The sequence below is a fragment of the Paenibacillus hemerocallicola genome, assembly GCF_006265175.1.
Taxonomy (GTDB): Bacteria; Bacillota; Bacilli; order Paenibacillales; family NBRC-103111; genus Paenibacillus_AB; species Paenibacillus_AB hemerocallicola.
Genome location: NZ_VDCQ01000002.1, coordinates 37308 through 57424, shown reverse-complemented (window position 1 = coordinate 57424; position 20117 = coordinate 37308). Strand labels below are relative to the sequence as shown.

Sequence of the window (20117 nt, the reverse complement as noted above, 5' to 3'; positions counted from 1 at the left end):
ACTATATTTGTTTCATCATAATTTACGCTCTAATAGGTATTACCATGCTATATTTTATGGAAAAACAATGCTTGTACGATGCCGAACTGATTAAGGAGAGTTATGGAATGGACAAAAAAGGGAAGGTCGTATTGGAGCTGGGTCCATCGGCTGGAAATCCGCGAAATAGCGAAGGCGCGTTTATCGATCTGTCGGATGGTCGGCTGCTGTTTGTATACAGCCGTTTTATCGGCGAGTCGAATGCCGACGATGCGCCATCCTGCATCGCATCCCGATATTCCGGCGACGGAGGGGAAACCTGGTCCGAGGATACGATTATCGCGATGGCCGGGGAGCACGATGCATGCAATATTATGAGCGTGTCGCTGCTGCGGATGTCCGACGGGGATATCGGTTTGTTCTACTTCGTGCGCCGGGCCAGAAATAACGGAAGAATCCATCTCAGACGTTCGAGCGACGAAGGAGAAACATGGAGCGAAGCCCGGTGCTGCATTCCCGGACTCGGCTACTATGTAACGAATAACGACAGAGTCGTCAGACTGTCCGGAGGACGGTTGATCATTCCGACTTCCTTTCACAAAATGGCCGGAGAAGCGACCGAGTATAGTGATCCCCATCATAAAAACGATTCCAGGGGAATCGCTCATTACTTTTTGTCGGACGACGACGGGCGGACGTGGCGGGAGGCGAAGACGTTTTGCGCCCTTCATGCTCCCCATTCCAAATCCGGCTTGCAGGAACCGGGCGTGATCGAATTGCAGACGGGAGTGCTCTGGTCCTGGGCAAGAACGGATGTCGGCTGTCAGTACGAGATGTTCTCGATGGATAACGGGGAGACGTGGAGTCAAGCGGTCCCGTCCCAGTTTACTTCCCCGCGCTCGCCTTTGTCGATGAAGCGCATTCCTGGCAGCGGCAGCTTGTTGGCCGTCTGGAATCCGATACCGAATTACCAGACTCGTCTGCTTGCCAACAATGCCGGGGGCCGCACTCCTTTAATAGGCGGGATCAGCAAGGATGACGGTCAAACCTGGAAACATTTTTTTCACCTGGAGAAGGAAGAGGACAGAGGCGGCTATTGTTATACGGCCATTCATTTCATTGACGATGCCGTCCTGTTCGCCTATTGTGCGGGAGTACCGGAGGATGGAAGCCGCTTGGCCCGATTAAGAATTCGAAAGCTGTCTTTATCCGAACTTGAGGCGTTATAAATGAGAGGAGAATGGGAGATGGAGACGAATACAAGCAACAAGCTGAGAGGTGTCATATGCCCGATGGTGACGCCGCTCGACGAGCATGAAAATATCGATGAGACCGGAGTGCGCAAGCTTGTAGCCCGGTTGATCGACAAAGGAGTCGACGGGATTTTCCTGCTGGGGAGCATGGGCGAATTTCCGATGATCGTGGAGGAGGAGAAGGAAAGGCTCATTCGAATCGCCGTCGACGAGGCGAAAGGAAGAGTTCCCGTCATGGCGAACGTATCCGCGGAAGGACAGCGGAAGACCGAAAGAATGATGCAAAGGGCGCTTGACGCCGGCGCGGACATGATTGTACTCGTGCCCCCGTACTTCTACAATGTGCGGGATGAGCGGGAAATCAAAAATTACTACATATCCATGAGCAGAAATACCGATAAGCCGATCGTCATTTACAATATCCCGGTTTATACAAATAATCCTATTCCGCCCGGCATGGTGATCGAATTAAGCGAGGAGAAAAACATCGTCGGCATTAAAGCCGATATATTCGCCAATTTGCCGTTGCTCAGACAGCTCCGGGGGCGCGACGATTTCTCCATTCTTCACGGCAACGAAGGGACGCTCGATCTGGCGCTGGAAATCGGAGTAGACGGCATTATTCCGGGAATAGCCAGCCTGGCGATCGATCGCTGCATCGATCTGTATCGCAAAGCCCGGGAAGGCGATTCGCATGGCGCCAGCTTGCGCCAACTGGAGCTGCAGAGCATACAGGAAGCCTTCTTCGGCAAAAAAGCGATACACTGGGGAACCGGACACAAATACGCGCTTTCCCTCCTTGGCTTATGCAAGCCCTATGTATCCACTACGCTGCTTCCGTTGGATGAAGGGCAAATGAAACAAATCGCTTCCGCCTTGTCGGAGTATCGAATCTCATGAAAAAAGAATATTCGGCGCACGTCGTCATCGTCGGAGGAAGCACCGGGGGCTGCGCGGCGGCTCTGGCCGCCGCTCGTATGGGGCGAAACGTGATCATAACCGAGGAGACGGATTGGCTCGGAGGGCAATTGACGAGCCAAGCGGTCCCTCCCGACGAGCATTCGTATATCGAGCAATTCGGATGCACCCGCGGCTACAGGCGCTTTCGCGATGGAGTCAGAGCTTATTACAGCCATCATTTTCCGCTGACCGCCCGGGCGCGAGCCGATAGCCGCCTGCCGTTTCAAATTCCGCTCGGATGCCTCATTCCGGTCCGAATGAACAATGTGATTCCAGCTTGCAAAAATATCGGGGTTACGCATATTACGAACGGATGCTACAGACTTCACCCGGTGGAATGGAATATCGGCGAAGCGGCGGGATATTTATCGGCCTTTTGCCTGGATAAGGGATATTCCCCGCGCCAGGTCAGAAATGACCGGGAGAAGCTTGAACAATTCCAGCAGATGATTGCTCGCGAAGGAGTGGAAATGCAATGGCCGACATCGGTCAAGTAATCGACAGTCTCCGGCACGGCGTCATCGTCTCCTGCCAAGCATTGGAGCATGAGCCCATGTACGGCTCGCATCATATGGCGGCAATGGCAGTCGCAGCGAAACAAGGAGGGGCGGTCGGCATTCGCGCCAATACCCCGGCGGATATAGCCGCCATCAAGCAGAGCTGTTCGTTGCCTATCATGGGCATTTACAAGCAGGAGTATCCCGATTCCGACGTGTTTATTACACCGACGTTGCACGAAGCGAAACAAGTGGCCGACGCTGGTGCGAGCTTGATCGCCGTCGATGCGACTTTAAGGCGGCGACCCGGCGGACAAACTTTGCAACAGCTTATGCAAGCGATAAAGATGCTTGATCCCGGTATCGGCATCGTAGCGGACGTGTCCACCTTCGAGGAAGGGGTGAACGCGATGGAGCTGGGGGCGGATCTGGTCTCCACTACTTTATCGGGGTACACGCCGGACAGCGTGTACCGGGAGGAGCCGGATTTTCAGTTGATTCGCCAATTGGCGGCATTGGGCGGAACCCCCGTTGTAGCGGAAGGACGCATATGGACAATAGAGGATTGCAGACAATGTATGGAAGCCGGGGCATATGCCGTAGTCATCGGCACGGCGATTACGAGGCCGCGGGAAATAACGGGGCGATTTGTGAGGGCGATACAGCGTGAGAGATGAAGCGGCCATAGGAGTCGACATCGGAGGTACCAAAATACATTTTGCCGTTGTGGATAACAATGGGCAAATCCGCTGCCAGGATATCGTGCCGACCCGGGGCGAGCGCGGAGCGAAGGCCGTAATGGATACGGTCGCTTCGGGAATCGCGAGGATGCTCGAAGGGCATGGCCGGTTGGCGGAACCGCCTCCGATCGCCGGCATCGGCATCGGCAGCGCGGGACAAATTCATTACCGGAGCGGGGAGGTTGCGCACGCGCTGGACGGCATTCCCGGCTGGATCGGCACTCCCATCAAGCGGCTCGTGGAGGAGCGTTTTCCTTATCCCGTCTACTTGGATAATGACGTTAATGTGATCGGCATAGCCGAGAAGCAATTCGGCAAAGGGCGAACGCTGGAGCATTTTATATGCTTGGCGCTTGGCACCGGTGTCGGAGGCGCGATCGTCCAATCGGGCAGGCTCCTTCGCGGAGTATACGGCGGCGCGGGCGAGCTCGGGCATATTTCCGTCGATTTCAACGGTCCGAGATGCCCATGCGGAAATTTCGGCTGCCTGGAATTGTACGCCTCGGGAACGGGCATCGCAAGAATGGCCCGGGAACGAAGCTCGAGCCTTGAAGGCACGGTGCGGGACATCGATTCGCGGGGCGTGATGGCCGCTTGGCATCAAGGCGAGCAGTGGGCGGAGGAAATTATGGATATCGCGATCCGGGCTTTAAGCGCGGGCATAAGCGGCATGATTCATACGTTTAATCCGCAAGCCGTGTTTATCGGAGGAGGCGTTGCCTCGAGCGGTGATAGGCTAATGAACAGAGTGTCCGAACACGTTCGGAAGACGACCGCCTCCGCAATGTGGAAGGAAGTGGAGCTTCTTCCGGCATCCATGGGAGCCGGCTCGGGAGTCATCGGAGCGGCGGCGCAGGGATGGTTTTACTCGATGCCGCGGGAGTGATCGGAAGAAGCGCATTACCGTACAACTTCAAAGAGGAGGCAATAGATATGGCCGAAAGGAAAGGGTTGCTTGTTCTCTTATTCGTATGCCTTGTGTTTGTGTTATCGGCTTGCGGAGGTGGCGCAGCGAAAAACGCGGATAAAGGGGCCGTCGAGAAAGAGACGGTTTTATCGCCCGAGGAGGAAGCCGCACGCGTGGCGAACAGCAAGCTGGAGCTCGTCTTCCTATATCCCCCTTCGGGTACGGAGGAAATATTCATGTCGCGATTCGGAGACCGGCTGCAGAAAAAGTTTCCGCAGTATAAGCTGACATTCATACCGAGGCAGTCGGACAATTACGCGGCTCTGCTCGGCAGCAAGCAGCCCATCGATATTATGATCGTCTCCCTGAATACGACCGGTACGTATTTGACGGGGATGGGGCTGGAAAGCGATATCAGCGATCTGATCAAGAAGTACAATTACGATTTGACGAAAATCGAGCCCTCCCTTATCGAGATCCAGAGGAGGATGGCGAACGGAGGCATTTACGGATTGCCTTATACGCCAGGCGCCATGACGTTTTTGTACAACAAGGATTTGTTCGACAAATTCGGCGTTCCGTACCCCCGCGACGGCATGACATGGGACGAAGTGTACGAGCTCGCGCGAAGAATGACCCGCACCGATGGCGGCATCCAGTACAAGGGCATCGCCTTCGGATTCGCCTCCGTCATTCGCAGCAATCAGCTGTCCGCACCGTATTTCGATCCGAAAACGAATAAGGCGATGTTTACGGCAGACGCATTTGTGCAGTCGTTCACGAATATTGCCCGCTTCTATAAAATTCCCGGCATGGAGCTGCCGAACAACAAATACATCGAGCAAGCGGATCAATTTCTGAAAGATCAGACCGTGGCGATGATGATCCATACGGGAGGTTACGTGACCCGAGCCGCGGAAGCGCTTAAAAATTGGGATATCGCGACGATCCCTACGCTTAAAGAGAAGCCGGGCGTCAGCCTGCAGGCCGGTCCCGATTATATGTATATTACGAACAGAAGCGCGCAGCGGGACGCGGCTTTCCAGGTTCTATCCTATATTACGTCGGAGGAGTATCAGGAATGGATGGCCGGAAATTTGGCATTCGTCCCGGTTCTGAAAGATTCTAAGAAGGCTATGCAGAGCTTCGGAGCGAATTTGCCGGGCATCCAAGGCAAAAATGTTCAGGCGCTCATCCAATCGTATGCTCCGATGTCGTTGGCGTCTCCATTCACGGCCAATGCAAACAGCGAGATGAACAACGCGCTTAACGCCTTCAGCGCCGGGAAGGACATCAATACCGCTTTAAGGGAAGCTGCCGAGCGCGTGGACAAACTGATCGAGCAGGAGATGAAGAAATGAGCGCTCCCGAGATAGCCGTAGCATGGCTTTCCCCGGCTAACCCGCCCTTTCGTGTCAGCGGCTTCGCCTGGTACGGGGTGGAGGGCAAATATCGCAGATTGCCCCAAGCTCCGCGCTTACCCATTCCCCCGGTTGTAGATAAATTCGCGAATTGTACGTCGGGCGGGCAAATCCGGTTCCGTACCGATTCATCGCTCCTTGCCGTCAAAGTAAAGTTAAGCGGCTTGGCCGATTTGAACAATATGCCCGCCACGAGTCAGTGCGGCTTCGACTGCTATATCGATATCGAGGATCAACGCTTGTTTCATAGTACGACCCGATACGATCACACGAAGCGGGATTACGAAATGGTCATGTATGAAAAAATGGAACGACAGCCTCGCGCCGTAACCCTTTATTTTCCTTTGTATCAAGGGGTGGAGGAGGTGCAAATCGGGCTGGATCCGGATGCGGACGTCTCGGAGCCGGGGAAATATGCCAGCGATAAGCGCGTAATCGTCTATGGGACCTCCATTACGCAGGGTGCAAGCGCAGCGCGTCCGGGGATGTCCTATACGAATATTCTCAGCCGGAGAATTCCGCTGGAGTTTATTAACTTGGGCTTTTCCGGAAGCGGACGCGGGGAGCCGGAACTGGCAAAGCTCGTCAGCGATATTTCCGGGCCTGCCTGCCTCGTGCTGGATTATGAGGCCAATTGCCCCAGCCCGGAGCATATGGAGAAAACGCTGCCGGAGTTTATCCGGATTTACCGGGACGTTCATCCCGATGTTCCGATTTTGGTGCTTTCCAAAATCCGTTACGCGCGCGAGCTGTTTGACGACGCATTGCTGGAAAAACGGCTGCGTATGCAACGATTTCAAAGAGAGACGGTCGAGCGGTTGAACAGGCAGGGAGATCGCAATATTTATTTTTACGACGGCTCCGGACTGCTCGGCGCGAATTTTCACGAGTGTACGGTTGACGGCGTTCACCCGACCGATCTGGGCTTCATGCGGATGGCTGACGGTCTGACTCCCGTGCTGCAAAAGCTGCTTCAATGAGGGGAGGAAGGGCGCGGCTATGCTCCGAAATCAAGACAATCCCGATATCCAAGATGGGCCGAATCATCCGAGCGTATTGATCTACAACGGAAAAGTAATAGGAACGGAAGAAGGGGCGGATGCGCTTATTCTCCAAGGCGGGAGAATAAGCTTCGCTGGTCCGGCGGAGAAGCTTTCCCAAACGGTTGTCGACAGCGTAGAGGTCCGATTGGACGCTCTCGGGGGATGGCTGATCCCCGGATTTATCGACGTTCATGTTCATGGAGGGGGCGGGTACGATTTTATGGAAGCCGGCGAATCGGCCTACGACGCCATTACGCGGTTCCATAGCGCCCATGGGACGACGGCGATGCTGGCTACTACACTGTCGTCGTCCCGGGAGAGGAAAAGCGCCGTAATGGAAGCGGTATCCGTTTATCGGCAAGGTAGAATGCCATATGCGCAGCTTCTTGGCGTTCATATGGAGGGGCCGTTCCTGTCCCCGAAATGGCCGGGTGCGCAAAATCCCGACTTTATCGTGGAGCCGAAACCGGAATGGATTAGCGAATGGAACACCCGTTATCCCGGGCTGATCCGCATGCTTAGTTTGGCGCCGGAGCGGGACGGCGCGCTCGAGCTGATCCGTACGTTGACCGCCGAAGGAATTATTGCGGCATGCGCGCATACGGATGCCTCCTACGAAGAAATCCGGCTCGCTGTCGAGAACGGCTTGCGCCACGCGGCGCATGTCTTCAACGCGATGACCGGCTTGCACCATCGGAAGCCGGGAACAGTCGGGGCTGTCTTGACCGACCCCCATATTTCGGCGGAAATCATTTGCGACGGACACCATGTACATCCCGCATGCATATCGCTTCTCGCGGATGTAAAGCGGCACGATAATTTGCTTCTGGTCACAGACGCCATATCCGCGGCCGGTCTCGGCGACGGCGCGTACAAGGTTAGCGGACTGGACGTTGTGGTCAAGGACGGAATCGCGCGGTTGGAGAAAGGGGGAGCGTTGGCCGGATCTACGCTTACGATGATCGACGCGTTCCGCTATATGGTACGGACGATCGGTCTTACCGTGGGTCAGGCCAGCCGTCTCGCCAGCTTCAATCCGGCCAAGCTGCTCGGACTCGAGGAGATGACGGGTCGGCTGAAACCGGGTCTGCAGGGCGACGTGCTGCTGCTCTCCAACGAACTGGAGCTGCAGCGAGTGTGGATTCGGGGCTATGAGATTCGGCGGCCCAATGAGAGTGAAAGTCGGCAGGGACAGTAACCTATACCGGTCATGGAGGGATTGGCAATGGAAAACGAACGATACGAGAATGAGCCGCTTGCCGAAAACGAAACGAAAAGCGTGAAGCGGGAGCAAACCGGATCAAACGTACGGATTAGCCGGAGAGCGATGCTTGCCTCACTGGGGGTGACGGGAGCGGCGGTCGTCTCGGGAGGACAGATGCATACGATCCGTGCGGAAGCGGCGAGGGGAGACCCTTGTGCTTGCGTCGGAGACTTCAAATTTCAGATGTAATCATTGCAGGGGATATTCAGACGACGCCGTCGAGAAACCCGGACAACTTCATCAAGCTGAGAGGAAACCATACGAACGGCATATTTCGCGACATCGTCTTGAAAAACTGCAAGAAGCATGGCATCGATATCCGGGACGGAATCGTGACGAATGCGGTGTTTGAGAACATTTCATTTATCGACGCCTGCTCCGAAGCGGGCAATTACAGTCCGTTTGCGTTCGTAGGCCCCTCTCATAAAGCTTTGGTTCGCAATGTTACATTCAGCTCCTCCATCGTTCTGGGCGGTATCGTTCGTACGCCGGACGCAACGGCGGACATTCAAGTGGACGGCGTATTTACGTTCGGGAATACGACGCCGGTGTTGGTTGGAAGCGGTTCCAGAAGCGTAAGACATTTCCACGTGAACGGAGCGGGCGACCGGATCGATTCGATCGGGCAAGGCTCGCCCGAAGGGGTAGTGACCGCCGATGTCGGTTCTACGTATCGTCAGATCGATGGCGGCACGGGTGGCGTTTTCTATGTGAAAGAATCGGGAAACAATACGAATAACGGGATGGGTGGCCAAGTAAAAAACGGCAAGGATGAAGACGATCGTTACGGGACGGATTCGCTGCATGACAATATCGTAAGGTTTGTAAGCTGAAAAGATGGATATCGGACAGCCCGGGAGTTATAATGGAAGCTCAAAGTTTGGGCAATGGGGGTTCCGCCGTTATGATCGAAGCTTACTTGCTCCCGATCCGCTATGCGTTTTTGACGTTTCCGATTCTCGCTTTTTTGTTCACACTGCCTTTTCTGATCGTACAATATCGCAAATACGGATATATCAACAAAGTTCGCGTGCTTGTCATTTATTCGCTGCTGCTCTATTTGCTGACCGCTCTGTACTTGGTCATTTTGCCGCTTCCGGTGTCGCGGAATACGTGCACGGGACTGCGGGAATCGTTCGCGTCCTTTATGCCGTTCCAATTTGTGAAGGATTTCCTGAAGGAAACGCGGGTCGTGCCCGGCGAACCGGCCACTTACGTACTGCTGTTCAAGGAACGGGCTTTTTTGCAGGCGGCTTTCAATGTGCTGCTCCTGGTTCCGCTCGGCGCCTATTTCCGCTACTATTTCCGTTTCGGTATCCTTGCTGCGGTTATGGCCGCATTCGGCCTATCGATGTTTTTCGAAATCACCCAGGTCACCGGGTTGTACGGCATCTATGATTGTCCTTACCGGTTGTTCGATATAGACGACCTGCTGTTGAACACGCTCGGGGGGACGCTAGGTTACGTCGCCGCACCGCTGTTCATGAAGCTGCTACCGCACGCGGAACGGCTTGACGAGCAGGTTGATCTGAAGGCCAAGCAGGTCGGCTTTACTAGGCGGCTTGTAGCGCTTCAGCTGGATGCAATCGTGCTGTTTCCGGTTTTGGCCCTGTTTTTGCGTGATCGGAGCCTATGGGTGTATATGGCGATTTGCTTCCTTTATTTCATTGTTGTGCCGTCTATTACGAACGGTCGAACGCTTGGCAAGTATATCGTTCGCATTCGGGTGACTGGTCGCGGAGAGAGGGTACGCTTCACGGAGCTGCTGCTCCGGTACGGAGTGCTATACGGGATTGTCGGGGGCGCGAACGCGATGCTGATCGGCAAAGCCGTCCAGACGCTCCCTCCGATTGCGATAGCTGCCTGCTTCTTTGTCGCCGCGCTGATCAATCTATCATTCGGCGTACATGTGCTGCCGCGATTGTTCGGGAAGGACAAGACGCTTTTCTACGAGCGGTGGAGCGGTACGAAGCATGAAATCGTCTAGTTGCTCGGGAGTCGGGAGTGGAAATAGAACCACTGGAACCTTTGGACCGCTTGAATGCGGGTCAGGGGTTCTTTTTTTCTCTACGGCAGCTCGTATGTTCGGCGAAGGACCGGCTGCTTTTGCAGGCGCCTTGCGGGACAGAGAATCCAGCAAATAGCGGAACTGGAGTACGCTATTGATCCGAGCAGTAGTGTTGGGTGCAAAATAACGGAAAACCGCTCCGCTATTCCGCGGTTCGCGATCATATTCACCCCGAAAAATCAAAATAACGGAAGCTCATTCCGTTATTATCATGCGCATAACGGAATTCTGGACCATAACGGAATATAGTTCCTCTATTTCCGGCAATACGTGGCACCCGTTTCACCAAGAGGCCTCCAGGTTGCATGCGGATTATGCGGCTCGTATTTTTTCGTCCGATTCTTTCCATCGAACCGGCGGAAGAGCTGCACCGTCTTCTTAATAACCGTATGGTCGTCCGAATATTGGGAGCCCCCTTGGCATACGGTATATCCAGTATACCCCTTACTCTTTTTCTGTTATTCTATATGAGTTGAACGAATAAAATCGGGTTGAACCGACCGTTTACGGACATTTTTTATTTATGGTGCAACTTTTTTTCGGGATTGCCCGTTTAAAAGGTTGCAAGAGAGGGGGATCCTTGTGGTAGCGCAGCAATTGATCAAAGCTGCCCAATCGGGCGATCGCGACGCTCTAATTACCCTATTGCGTGAAATCGAAACCCACGTGTACAGGACGGCCTATTACATTCTAGGGAATGAGCAGGATGCTAAAGATGCCGCTCAAGAAGCGTTGATCCGCATATATACAAAAATAAATTCTTATGAAGAAAAGGCCCAATTCAAAACGTGGGTGCAGCGTATCGTCACGAACATCTGCATCGACAAGTTCCGGCGGACGAAGGCGACCGTATCGATCGAAGAGCATAACATGGTGTTTACGTCCGACAACAGCGTGGAAGACGAGCTGATGTCTTCATACGTAGCCAAAGATATACAGGAGGCGATCGATCTGCTTCCCGAGCACCACCGGACAGTAGTCGTGCTCCGATATTTGCAGGATTTCTCGTACAATGAAATCGCCGACTCCCTGGATCTGCCGCTCAATACGGTGAAGTCTTACTTGTTCAGGGCCAGGCAGCAATTGCAAGCTTTACTCCAAGATTATCAGAAAGGCGGTGTGCGGGGATGAATTGTCAAGAGGTGATGGAACTGATGCAAAGAGATCTGGATCAAGATTTGAACGACTCGGAGCATGAAGCCATGACGGCTCATTTGCAGCAGTGTCCGGATTGCGCGGAAATGTTCTCCAGGTTGCAGCAATTGTCCCGAGAGCTTGCCAACCTGCCTAAGGTGGCGCCACCTTTCAGTCTGGTCGATTCCATTTTGCCCCAGCTTGCGGAAATTGATCGCGCAGGCGAAGGCCCCATAGCTTCTTCCGTCAAGTTACTCGCCGATTCGGGCGGGAGTTCGGCGGCCGTTATTCCTCTTGCGACGGAACGTCCGAAACGTTTTCGGTCGGCATGGACGCTTGCGGCTTCCGGAGGCATCGTTGCAGCAGGTCTGCTGTTGGCCGTATTCATCAGCGATATGGACGGCACGAAGGTGGCGGACGAAGCGCCGTTAATGTACAGCACGGCGGCCGGCAGCCGGAGCGAGGCTGCGAAATCGGCCGAACAGAAAAGCACGGTCGAGGATACGGCAAAATCCACCGATAAAATGGCGGAAAAATCAGAGGCACCCCGCAGTGCTCAGCCAAATGGGGACACCGCTGGAGGGGGCTCGGGCGCAGGTTCCGGGAGCGGCTCGGCTGCAAAACCGCCTGAGGCGACAACACCCCCGAAGGAGTCGGTAATCGATCAGCGTGGCACGCCCCAGACTCCTAATGGGAACAGATCGTCAAGTACGGACGAGGCGCCCGTTGCCGGAAGCGAGTTGAACTATAAAAACGATACCCCCAATTCGAACCCCGCTGCCGGGGCCGAAGCTTCGGACTTGCCTAACAAGATTATGACGGAGGGCGGAACTCCGGCCTCGTCCGAATCGTACGGCAGTAGCCCTACGACTTCGCCGGAGCAGGGAGGAGCCGCAGCGGACAGGTCCATATCGGATGATAACAAAGCGAAAAGCCAACAGCAGACGCCGACGGCGGATGCAAGCAAGTCGACGGGGACCAATAAAGGCTCGGCCGAAACTCCGGGAATGGCCGGCTTGATGGCAATACCTTCCACCGCGACCCAGCAGCTCGTATCGGAGGATGGCTTGCTGCTCGCGGCAGTTGACACCGCCAACCGGCGAATTGCGGTTACGACCGCGGACGGGAAACAAACGGAAATGTTTCTCTCCGCTTCATGGAACGAATCGGATGTGCCCAAGCTGGTCAAATGGAAGGGCAGCGCCCAACTGACCTATTCGGTGACTTCTTCCGGCGGGAAGACGAAAACGATTGTGGTCGATATCGCCAAACAGACGGAGACCGTGCAGCAGCCGTAAGCGAAACGCTTGCGGCTCCTGCCTTTCGCAAAAAAAGGGGCTGTCCATCCCGCACACTTTTTCGCGAGCGGCGTATTGTATAGTAACAAGAGAGTTCGCCGACCTGCCTCGTATGACCGTCCGGTGAAGGTCGCCTGGGAACCGTTGCCGGATGTTTATATAGATGTGCTGGGACAAAGGGATGATGTCAAAGTCAAGTTCGACTTTGACGTGATCCCTTTGTTTTTGATATGATGAACATCATGAAGTTTGCGGGTTGGGGTGAAACGCATTGGATTACAAATCGGCGGCACGCGATATCGGGAAAGGGAATGTATCGCCCGTATATGTATGCTACGGATCGGAGTCGTACCTGCTACGCGAGTTTATCGGATATTTGACGCAAAAGCTGGTGGAGCCCGAATATCGGGAGTTTGCGGTGAGCAAATACGACTTGACGGAGACGAGCCTGGATGTCGTGCTCGACGATGCGCAGACGCTGCCGTTTATGGCGCCGAAGAAGCTGATCGTCGCGGAGAACGCAACCTTTTTTACCGGAGCGAAGGAAAGCGGCAAAGTCCAACACCAGCCGGAGAAGCTGCTCGAATATATGAAAGCGCCGCCCGAATTTTCCGTGGTCGCGTTCACGGTCGATGCGGAGAAGCTCGATGAGCGCAAAAAAATCGTAAAATCGCTCAAGGAAGTAACGATCCCGTTTTTGCCGATGAATGCGGAAAGCTTGCTCCAATGGGTCAACAAACAAGCGGAGCGCAGGTCGTTTTCGTTTGCGGAAGGCGCTGCGGATCAGCTGATTTTGTATACGGGCGGGGGCTTGCAGACGCTGGCGGCGGAGATCGAGAAGCTGTCGCTGTACGTCGGTCCGGGCGGAACCGTAACCGGCGAGAGCGTGGACAAGCTCGTGACGCGAAGCACGGAGCAGAACGTGTTCATTCTGATCGACGACATCGTAAGGCTGCGGTTGAATCGGGCTTTCGCCATCCTGTACGATTTGTTGAAGCAAAGAGAGGAGCCGGTCAAGCTCGTGCTGCTTATCGCCCGTCAATTCCGCATCGTCCTTCAAGTGAAGGAGTTGTCCAAGCAGGGACTGTCCCACCAGCAAATGGCTTCACAGCTCGGATTGCACCCGTATGCGGTGAAAGTCGCGGCCGAGCAAGGCCAGAAGTTCGCTCCGGAGCGGCTGGAGCATATAATGGCGCAATTGGCGGAGCTGGATTACAGGATGAAGAGCGGCAAGGTCGACAAAGTACTGGGGCTGGAAATGTTTCTGATGAGGCTGGCTTCCTGAAACGTGCAGGAAAAAAATAAAGTCCTTGCTGCGAGCGAGCAAGGACTTTTTCGCTTAACCTTGTGCGGAAAGCGAGTTGAGTTGTTTCGCCAAACGGGACTTTTTGCGGGCTGCCGCGTTTTTATGAATCAGGCCTTTCGTTACGGCTTTGTCCAGCTTTTTGGAAGCTGTGATCAAAGCTTCTTTAGCCGATTCAACGTTTTGGGAAGCAGCTGCGGTTTCGAACGTTTTGACTGCCGTACGCAGAGCCGATCTTTGCGAAGCGTTCTGAAGGCGACGCTTGTCGTTCGTTTTTACGCGCTTGATGGCGGATTTGATGTTAGGCACGATCGTTCACCTCCTTAAAAAAAAGAAAAGCGTGCTTGCGACTATGTCCAGGACAACCGATCAAAGTATGTCAGGTCTGTCGACAACTTTATACATTTTACCATGGGACAAGCGAAAATGCAATCTGGAATAAACGGTTCGTATTGCTCACAAACTATAGCAGCCGTAACGGAAAGGAGAGTCATGAAATGGAGTTGGATTTAAGTCCATATTCGGTGCGGACCGATCTGGCATTGGAAGCGAAGGAAATTGCGTCCAACCGGATGGGGGATACGATACCGGGTGTACATACCGAGACATCGGAAGATGACGGGGATATGATCGTGACGAGAATGGATATCGCGAGTGAGGAGGGAGCGAGGGCGATAGGCAAGCTGCCCGGACATTATGTCACGATCGAAGTCCCCCGACTCAGGGAGAAGGATTCCGACCTGCAGGATCGGGTGGCGACCAGACTTGCCCAAGAATTCGCTTCGTTTCTGCAAAGAATCGGCATCGGCAAGGACGCCAGAGTACTCATTATCGGACTGGGAAATTACAATGTGACTCCGGACGCGCTCGGTCCTCTCGTTGTCGAGAACGTCATGGTGACACGGCACTACTTCGAATTGATGCCGGAGCAAGTAAGCCCGGGTTACCGCCCGGTAAGCGCCGTGGCGCCGGGCGTGCTGGGCACGACAGGAATAGAGACGAGCGAAATCGTGCAGGGCATCGTCGAGAAATCCAGACCGGACCTGGTCATCGCCATCGACGCGCTCGCTTCCAGAGCGCTGGAACGGGTCAATACGACGATTCAAATCGCCGATACGGGCATTCACCCCGGTTCGGGCGTCGGCAACAAAAGAAAAGGGCTCACGAAGGAATTCCTTCACGTGCCCGTAATCGCCATCGGCGTTCCGACCGTCGTCTATGCGTCCACGATCGTCAACAGCACGATGGACATGATGCTGAACCATTTCAAAAACCAGACGAGCAATACGAATCAAATATTCGGCATGCTGGAAAGCATGGAGGAGAACGAGCGGCTTCAGCTGGTCAAGGAAGTGCTCGATCCGGTCGGCCACAATTTGCTCGTGACTCCGAAGGATATCGACCAGTTTATCGAGGACATGGCCAACATTATCGCCAGCGGCTTGAACGCCGCGCTGCATGAGGCGATCGATCAGGACAACGTGGGCGCTTACACGCATTGACCGTCGGGTGCCGAATCATTAACGATCAGCCCGCTTGGCCGACTTTCCTTAGTCAAGCGGGTTTGTTTTGGTCAATTGCTTGAATACGCGCGAGAAATGCCCGAGATTCTCGTAGATTGTTACGAATAGCTTATTGACGATGTCGGGTAAAACCTGTATGCTAAAGGTGAATAATCTATACTATGGTATGACCACATTAAGCGATTTTCTGTAGTGCCGAAGGCTGCCGGAGATCGCTCCTAAATAGGATGAACGGATGCAATTGTAGAGGAGCGTGGTTATTTCCGGCTCCTCTTTTGTATTGTTGGAGTAACGGGCTGGATCGTATATTCGTTTAAAAGGGGGAATCGGCGTTGAAACGAGATGCCCGCTCTTACTTGTACCGGGTGGCCATCGTGCTCGTCGTGGTGTCCGTTATACCCGCTCTTTTATCAAGCGCTTACAATACGAATCTGTTCATGAAGCAAACGGTCCAACTGGTCGATTCCAAAAATGAGACCGAGCTGATCCGCACCGGCACGCTTATGGAACGGACGTTGCAGCAAATTATAGACTTCTCGAGCGCAACGGCAGCCGATGCGCGTTTCGCCAACTTGCAGACGGCGACGGATCAGTGGAAAGCATGGTCTGAACTCAACAAGCTTCTGTACGCCAATCCATTTATTGCGGAATACATGCTGTATAACGGCGATGACCGGTCGCTGCTCATATCGAACTATGGGATAGAACGGAATCCTGAACGGAGCAGCATCCCCTGGATTGTCACGGAAGCCCCAAAGCTCCCCTTGTACCAGTTCGAGCTCAAGAACGGACATTTCGGACAAGACAGGCAATACGTTTCCATCATCCAGAAGCTTCCGGGGCAGCAGAGAGAACCGAATTATTTTATATTCAATGTCGATCTGGATAAAATATATAATTCCTTCTTGAGCGAGCTGAACGTGGGCGCCGAGCTGTACAACTACTACTTGACCGATGCTGGCGGAACGATCATGTACCATCGGGATAAGGAATACATAGGCAAACCGATGTCGGGTATTATGCGTGACGATTCGAGCATCCGGATCAATCGGCATAAGCTCGACGCCTTCAATTGGGAATTAGTCGGAGCAGTCAATACGGAACTGCTGTACAAGGACGTTACCGTCTTCAAAAACAAAGTGTTGGCCGTCGTCTTCGCTGTCATCGCCCTCATGGCCGTGTTCATCGTGATCGGCGCGCGCGAGTTGTATAAGCCGTTCCGCAGCATCGTCTCCCGGGTCGCGGAGAGCGAAGAGCTGTTGAGAAAATCGCTGCTGCGCCGCTTGATTATGGGGGAGACTCCCATAAGTCCGTACATGGATAGGCTGATACACGTCATGTCGTCCCGCCGCGTCGTTGCAATCATTACCCCTACGCCGCAAAATGACGGCGAGAAGTCCGAAGAAGCAACGGCGACGCTTATGCAAAGTCTGGAAAATCGCTTGACCGCATCGTTCCGGGCAGAGCTGTTCCGGGAACCGAACGGGGACTGCTTAGCGTTGTTCCAATTGGAGCACGGGGATGCAAGCCGGTTCTTAACCGAGCTGCTGCTCGCACTCGACGACAAGCAGTTGGAGTCGACCGTGATCAGCATCGGCGGCATCCACTCTCTTGAGAACATTCATAAATCGTATATCGAGGCTATGTATGCCTACAATATCGGCCGCATTTATACGACGGACAGCCGGTTGTACTGCTACAACAAGCTGCCGATGGACTACGCGGCCCCTCTAAAAGCTCCTGCCATCGAGGAACTGGAGCTGGCGATCCGGCAGCAGAACGAGCGGAGTTTCACGGAGACACTGAACGTCCTGTTCTCCGAGCAGTTGAGCGTCGTAGAGTACAATCTCAACTTCTATCAAGTCGTCTCGCTTCTGCTCCGGCTGTTCGGTCAGAACAGTCTTACGTTCCTGAACGAGCTGAACCGGCTTATTACGGACAAAGGTATTATGAACGTTACCGCCGTGAAGCAGTTCGTATTCGCCAAATTCCACAGCTACCGGGACTATGCCGAGGAGACGAAAGATTATGCCGGCAAAATCCGGGATTATGTCGCCGAGCACTATACGGTTAATTTCTCGCTGGACGAGATGGCCGAGCATCTCGGCATTACGAAGCAGCATCTGATTACCGTGTGCAAGAAGAGATATAACCGGACACCGGTCGAATATTTGAACGAATACCGCATCGAGGAAGCGAAGCGGCTGCTGTCCGACACCCGGACGAAAATCGCCGACATCGGCACCCGTTCCGGCTTCAACAGCAACAGCTATTTCGCTAAAGTGTTCAAGCAGTACACCGGCATTACGGCTTCCGAATACAGGGAGCTCCTCTTCAGCCGCAAGCGGGAGCAGGAGCCGCAAACCGCCGACAGCTGAACGATGCGCAAGTACGCCGCCGACCGACAGATGTCGGCTTTTTTTGTTGTTTTGGAAATGACGCGAAGCCAATATATGTGGATGACGGGGGCTCCCCGCAAAGGATTTGGAATGATGCTGCGAAGCGAAGGCTCCATTTTTTGGGGCTATTTTACGATTCAGAATGCTTAAGTTCTTTACAGTACTAAAGCATAATGGTTACCCTTTCGACGTGCATAAATGTACCGGGCCGTGATCCGGCTTATTCGAACGTTTCCGCTCCTGTAACTGGAAAACATGTCGTTATTTTTCGATTTATCCGCTTTTTTGGATAAATAACTGGAAAACCTGCAGTACATTTTATCGAAATTGCTTTTTTGGGCCCTAGTATGGCGATATAGCTGGAGGTTTTCCCGCTATGGCACGCTTTTAGCTCTATTCTTGTTACATTTGCTGCAGGTTTTCCATTTAGTGGGTCGAGGTCAGTCAAGTATATAGGTTTGACCTGCAAAGCTGAATAAAGTGGAAGGAAGCATGTAAGTGATCCAAGGGAATGGGTTTTGAAGCGGAAAGTTTCGGTGTGGATTGGCAAGAAGCTCACCAAAAATCACACCGGGTAGCTCACCCAAATCACACCCGATGTGGATTTGGCAAGAAGCTCACCCAAATCACACCCGATGTGAATTTGGCAAGAAGCTCGCCAAAATCACACTCGGGCCGCCTTTGAAGTCGTGTTGTTACCGCCAAGTCTAATCACGACTGTGGGCAGCGGCCGGAGCGTTTGGGTTAGCATATCAGAGGACCGTCCGGGCGGTTTTCCCGGATGGTTATTCTTAACGTTGTATTACAATATTCAACTCGTTGTACGGGGTCCCGGAAACGGCTCAATTCAACGATATTAATATATTGTGATTGAACGGCGGGCACCGGTTGGAGTAGGTTGAGGATGTTCCGGCGTCCGGGGCCGGAATCGAAGAGAATGATGAAAATAGGGAGGTTGTTTCATGAGGGGACGATTCAGAACGATACCGTTATCGCTGCTGGCCATTGCACTGCTTGCCGGCTGCGGCAGCGGCGCGGCAACCGGCGGCGACAAGACCGACAACGGAAGTGAGGACAAGGGCAAAGCGGTTGAAGGAAAAAACAAGGAGCCCGTCGAAGTTGTTTTTTATGCCCAAAATGGCATGACGCCGGCCGAATTCGACAATCGGTACGGCAACAGCCTGAGAAAGAAATTTCCCGATTATACGATCAAGTACATTCAAAACACGGGAAAAGGGATGGACGTCGCCGGCATGCTCGCCACAGGTACGCATTACGATGTTTATTTCGCCAATGTCGGCTACTTCGAGAACGAATTCATCTCCTACAATTTGCAATTCGACATGTCCGATCTGATCAAGCAGCACAAGGTCGATCTCAACCGGTTCGACCCGTCGGTCATTAGCGGTGTCAGAGCTTCAAGCTACGGCATTTACGCGCTTCCCGTCGTTACCGATTCGATCGGCATCATGTACAACAAAGATATTCTCGATAAATTCGGCGTCCCTTATCCGAAGAACGGGATAACCTGGGGGGAAATCTTCGATCTGTCGCGCAAGCTGACGAGAACCGAGGGTGACAAAAGCTATATCGGATACGCGCCGTTTACGAATTACATGCTATATATGAATCCGCTTTCCATTCCGCTTGTCGATGAGAAATCGGGCACGCCCACGATCAACCGGGACGAGCGATGGAAGAAATTTTACCAGACCTTGCTCATCGCCCCGGCCGAGGTGCCCGGAGTTCAGGATTACTTGAAGAAGCACGATGTGCTCGATGGCTTTTTCAAGGATCAACAGGTGGCGATGCTCGGCGGCATTACCGCTTTCGCGGCCAACAGCCGCGACGATCAATTGAGCAAATTTAACTGGGACTGGGTAGCCATGCCTCCGTTCCAGGATTTGCCGGGCGTCGGGGGGCAGCCATACACCCAATATTTCGGCATTACGCGGATGGCGAAAACCAAAAATACCGCGGATGCCGCGATGGAAATGCTGAAGCATCTCGTTTCGGACGAATACCAGACGGAAATCGCCGGGAAAGGCTTCATGCCGGTCTTGAAAAACTTGGACGTAAGGAAAGTATTCGGGCAAGATACCAAATATAAGGATAAAAATTGGGGCGCCTATTTTTATTATAAAATGGCGGAGGTCCCGTATAAGAGCGTATATGAAATACCGATCTCCAGTCTGTATGTGGCCAACATGAATCAGGTCATGAAAGGCGAGATGGATCTGAATACCGCATTGCGGCTATCGGAAGAAAACGCGGCGAAGAAGCTTCAGGAGCTTAAAGCAAAGTAGAAACAGACACTTGACGCTTGCT

The 20117-nt window shown here is 53.5% G+C and carries 18 protein-coding genes; 17 read left to right on the top strand and 1 reads right to left on the bottom strand.

Features of this window, described 5'->3' with window-relative positions; all coding sequences use genetic code 11:
• Nucleotides 1–107: 107 nt before the first annotated feature.
• From FE784_RS01870 to holA, 14 genes are all read left to right on the top strand, one after another.
• The gene (locus FE784_RS01870; RefSeq protein WP_139600424.1) at nt 108–1208 is read left to right on the top strand and encodes a sialidase family protein; all 1101 of its coding nucleotides are present in this window, start codon (nt 108–110) and stop codon (nt 1206–1208) included.
• A gap of 18 nt (nt 1209–1226) precedes the next feature.
• A complete protein-coding gene (locus FE784_RS01865) occupies nt 1227–2132 on the top strand; it encodes a dihydrodipicolinate synthase family protein (RefSeq protein ID WP_176705893.1) in 906 nt (301 codons plus the stop codon).
• Nucleotides 2129–2689, top strand: a complete 561-nt coding sequence (locus tag FE784_RS01860) for an FAD-dependent oxidoreductase (protein ID WP_139600422.1) — start codon at nt 2129–2131, stop codon at nt 2687–2689. Before FE784_RS01865 ends, FE784_RS01860 begins: the two co-directional genes overlap by 4 nt.
• Nucleotides 2668–3366, top strand: coding sequence for an N-acetylmannosamine-6-phosphate 2-epimerase (locus FE784_RS01855; protein WP_139600421.1), 699 nt, complete (start codon nt 2668–2670; stop codon nt 3364–3366). Before FE784_RS01860 ends, FE784_RS01855 begins: the two co-directional genes overlap by 22 nt.
• Nucleotides 3356–4315: an ROK family protein gene (locus FE784_RS01850; RefSeq protein WP_139600420.1), complete on the top strand. Its 960-nt coding sequence runs from the start codon at nt 3356–3358 to the stop codon at nt 4313–4315. The genes FE784_RS01855 and FE784_RS01850 overlap by 11 nt, the downstream gene beginning before the upstream one ends.
• Nucleotides 4316–4362: 47 nt before the next feature.
• Nucleotides 4363–5697, top strand: coding sequence for an extracellular solute-binding protein (locus tag FE784_RS01845; RefSeq protein WP_176705892.1), 1335 nt, complete (start codon nt 4363–4365; stop codon nt 5695–5697).
• Nucleotides 5694–6737 carry an SGNH/GDSL hydrolase family protein gene (locus FE784_RS01840; RefSeq protein ID WP_139600418.1) on the top strand — a complete coding sequence of 348 codons (1044 nt, stop codon included), beginning with the start codon at nt 5694–5696 and terminating at the stop codon, nt 6735–6737. The genes FE784_RS01845 and FE784_RS01840 overlap by 4 nt, the downstream gene beginning before the upstream one ends.
• Nucleotides 6738–6756: 19 nt before the next feature.
• Nucleotides 6757–7998 carry an N-acetylglucosamine-6-phosphate deacetylase gene (nagA, locus tag FE784_RS01835; protein ID WP_139600417.1) on the top strand — a complete coding sequence of 414 codons (1242 nt, stop codon included), beginning with the start codon at nt 6757–6759 and terminating at the stop codon, nt 7996–7998.
• 27 nt (nt 7999–8025) lie between these two features.
• The gene (locus FE784_RS01830) at nt 8026–8253 is read left to right on the top strand and encodes a hypothetical protein (protein ID WP_139600416.1); all 228 of its coding nucleotides are present in this window, start codon (nt 8026–8028) and stop codon (nt 8251–8253) included.
• Nucleotides 8223–8897, top strand: coding sequence for a hypothetical protein (locus FE784_RS01825; protein WP_139600415.1), 675 nt, complete (start codon nt 8223–8225; stop codon nt 8895–8897). Before FE784_RS01830 ends, FE784_RS01825 begins: the two co-directional genes overlap by 31 nt.
• A gap of 71 nt (nt 8898–8968) precedes the next feature.
• Nucleotides 8969–10051 carry a VanZ family protein gene (locus FE784_RS01820; protein ID WP_139600414.1) on the top strand — a complete coding sequence of 361 codons (1083 nt, stop codon included), beginning with the start codon at nt 8969–8971 and terminating at the stop codon, nt 10049–10051.
• 663 nt (nt 10052–10714) lie between these two features.
• A complete protein-coding gene (locus tag FE784_RS01815) occupies nt 10715–11263 on the top strand; it encodes an RNA polymerase sigma factor (protein ID WP_139600413.1) in 549 nt (182 codons plus the stop codon).
• Complete coding sequence (locus FE784_RS01810; protein WP_139600412.1) at nt 11260–12564, top strand: anti-sigma factor family protein; 1305 nt, start codon at nt 11260–11262, stop codon at nt 12562–12564. Before FE784_RS01815 ends, FE784_RS01810 begins: the two co-directional genes overlap by 4 nt.
• A gap of 271 nt (nt 12565–12835) precedes the next feature.
• Entirely contained in the window at nt 12836–13849 is a 1014-nt protein-coding gene (gene holA, locus FE784_RS01805) for a DNA polymerase III subunit delta (RefSeq protein WP_139600411.1), read from the top strand.
• A 54-nt stretch (nt 13850–13903) separates the two neighbouring features.
• On the opposite strand, the gene rpsT is transcribed toward holA, so the two are convergent.
• Entirely contained in the window at nt 13904–14176 is a 273-nt protein-coding gene (gene rpsT, locus FE784_RS01800) for a 30S ribosomal protein S20 (RefSeq protein ID WP_139600410.1), read from the bottom strand.
• 188 nt (nt 14177–14364) lie between these two features.
• Between rpsT and gpr the strand changes: the two genes are divergently transcribed.
• The 3 genes from gpr (at nt 14365) to FE784_RS01785 (ending at nt 20095) form a co-directional block, all read left to right on the top strand.
• Nucleotides 14365–15369: a GPR endopeptidase gene (gene gpr / locus FE784_RS01795; protein ID WP_139600409.1), complete on the top strand. Its 1005-nt coding sequence runs from the start codon at nt 14365–14367 to the stop codon at nt 15367–15369.
• Between the two features lie 353 nt (nt 15370–15722).
• On the top strand, nt 15723–17768 hold the full coding sequence (locus tag FE784_RS01790) for a helix-turn-helix domain-containing protein (RefSeq protein ID WP_139600408.1): 2046 nt from the start codon (nt 15723–15725) through the stop codon (nt 17766–17768).
• 983 nt (nt 17769–18751) lie between these two features.
• Nucleotides 18752–20095: an ABC transporter substrate-binding protein gene (locus FE784_RS01785; RefSeq protein WP_139600407.1), complete on the top strand. Its 1344-nt coding sequence runs from the start codon at nt 18752–18754 to the stop codon at nt 20093–20095.
• Nucleotides 20096–20117: the final 22 nt, after the last annotated feature.

Coding starts and splice junctions, on each gene's coding strand:
- FE784_RS01860 (WP_139600422.1), top strand. CDS start 2,129: ATGAAAAAAGAATATTCGGCGCACGTCGTCATCGTCGGAGGAAGCACC.
- FE784_RS01865 (WP_176705893.1), top strand. CDS start 1,227: ATGGAGACGAATACAAGCAACAAGCTGAGAGGTGTCATATGCCCGATG.
- FE784_RS01820 (WP_139600414.1), top strand. CDS start 8,969: ATGATCGAAGCTTACTTGCTCCCGATCCGCTATGCGTTTTTGACGTTT.
- FE784_RS01830 (WP_139600416.1), top strand. CDS start 8,026: ATGGAAAACGAACGATACGAGAATGAGCCGCTTGCCGAAAACGAAACG.
- FE784_RS01870 (WP_139600424.1), top strand. CDS start 108: ATGGACAAAAAAGGGAAGGTCGTATTGGAGCTGGGTCCATCGGCTGGA.
- FE784_RS01785 (WP_139600407.1), top strand. CDS start 18,752: ATGAGGGGACGATTCAGAACGATACCGTTATCGCTGCTGGCCATTGCA.
- FE784_RS01840 (WP_139600418.1), top strand. CDS start 5,694: ATGAGCGCTCCCGAGATAGCCGTAGCATGGCTTTCCCCGGCTAACCCG.
- FE784_RS01810 (WP_139600412.1), top strand. CDS start 11,260: ATGAATTGTCAAGAGGTGATGGAACTGATGCAAAGAGATCTGGATCAA.
- FE784_RS01855 (WP_139600421.1), top strand. CDS start 2,668: ATGGCCGACATCGGTCAAGTAATCGACAGTCTCCGGCACGGCGTCATC.
- gpr (WP_139600409.1), top strand. CDS start 14,365: ATGGAGTTGGATTTAAGTCCATATTCGGTGCGGACCGATCTGGCATTG.
- FE784_RS01845 (WP_176705892.1), top strand. CDS start 4,363: ATGGCCGAAAGGAAAGGGTTGCTTGTTCTCTTATTCGTATGCCTTGTG.
- nagA (WP_139600417.1), top strand. CDS start 6,757: ATGCTCCGAAATCAAGACAATCCCGATATCCAAGATGGGCCGAATCAT.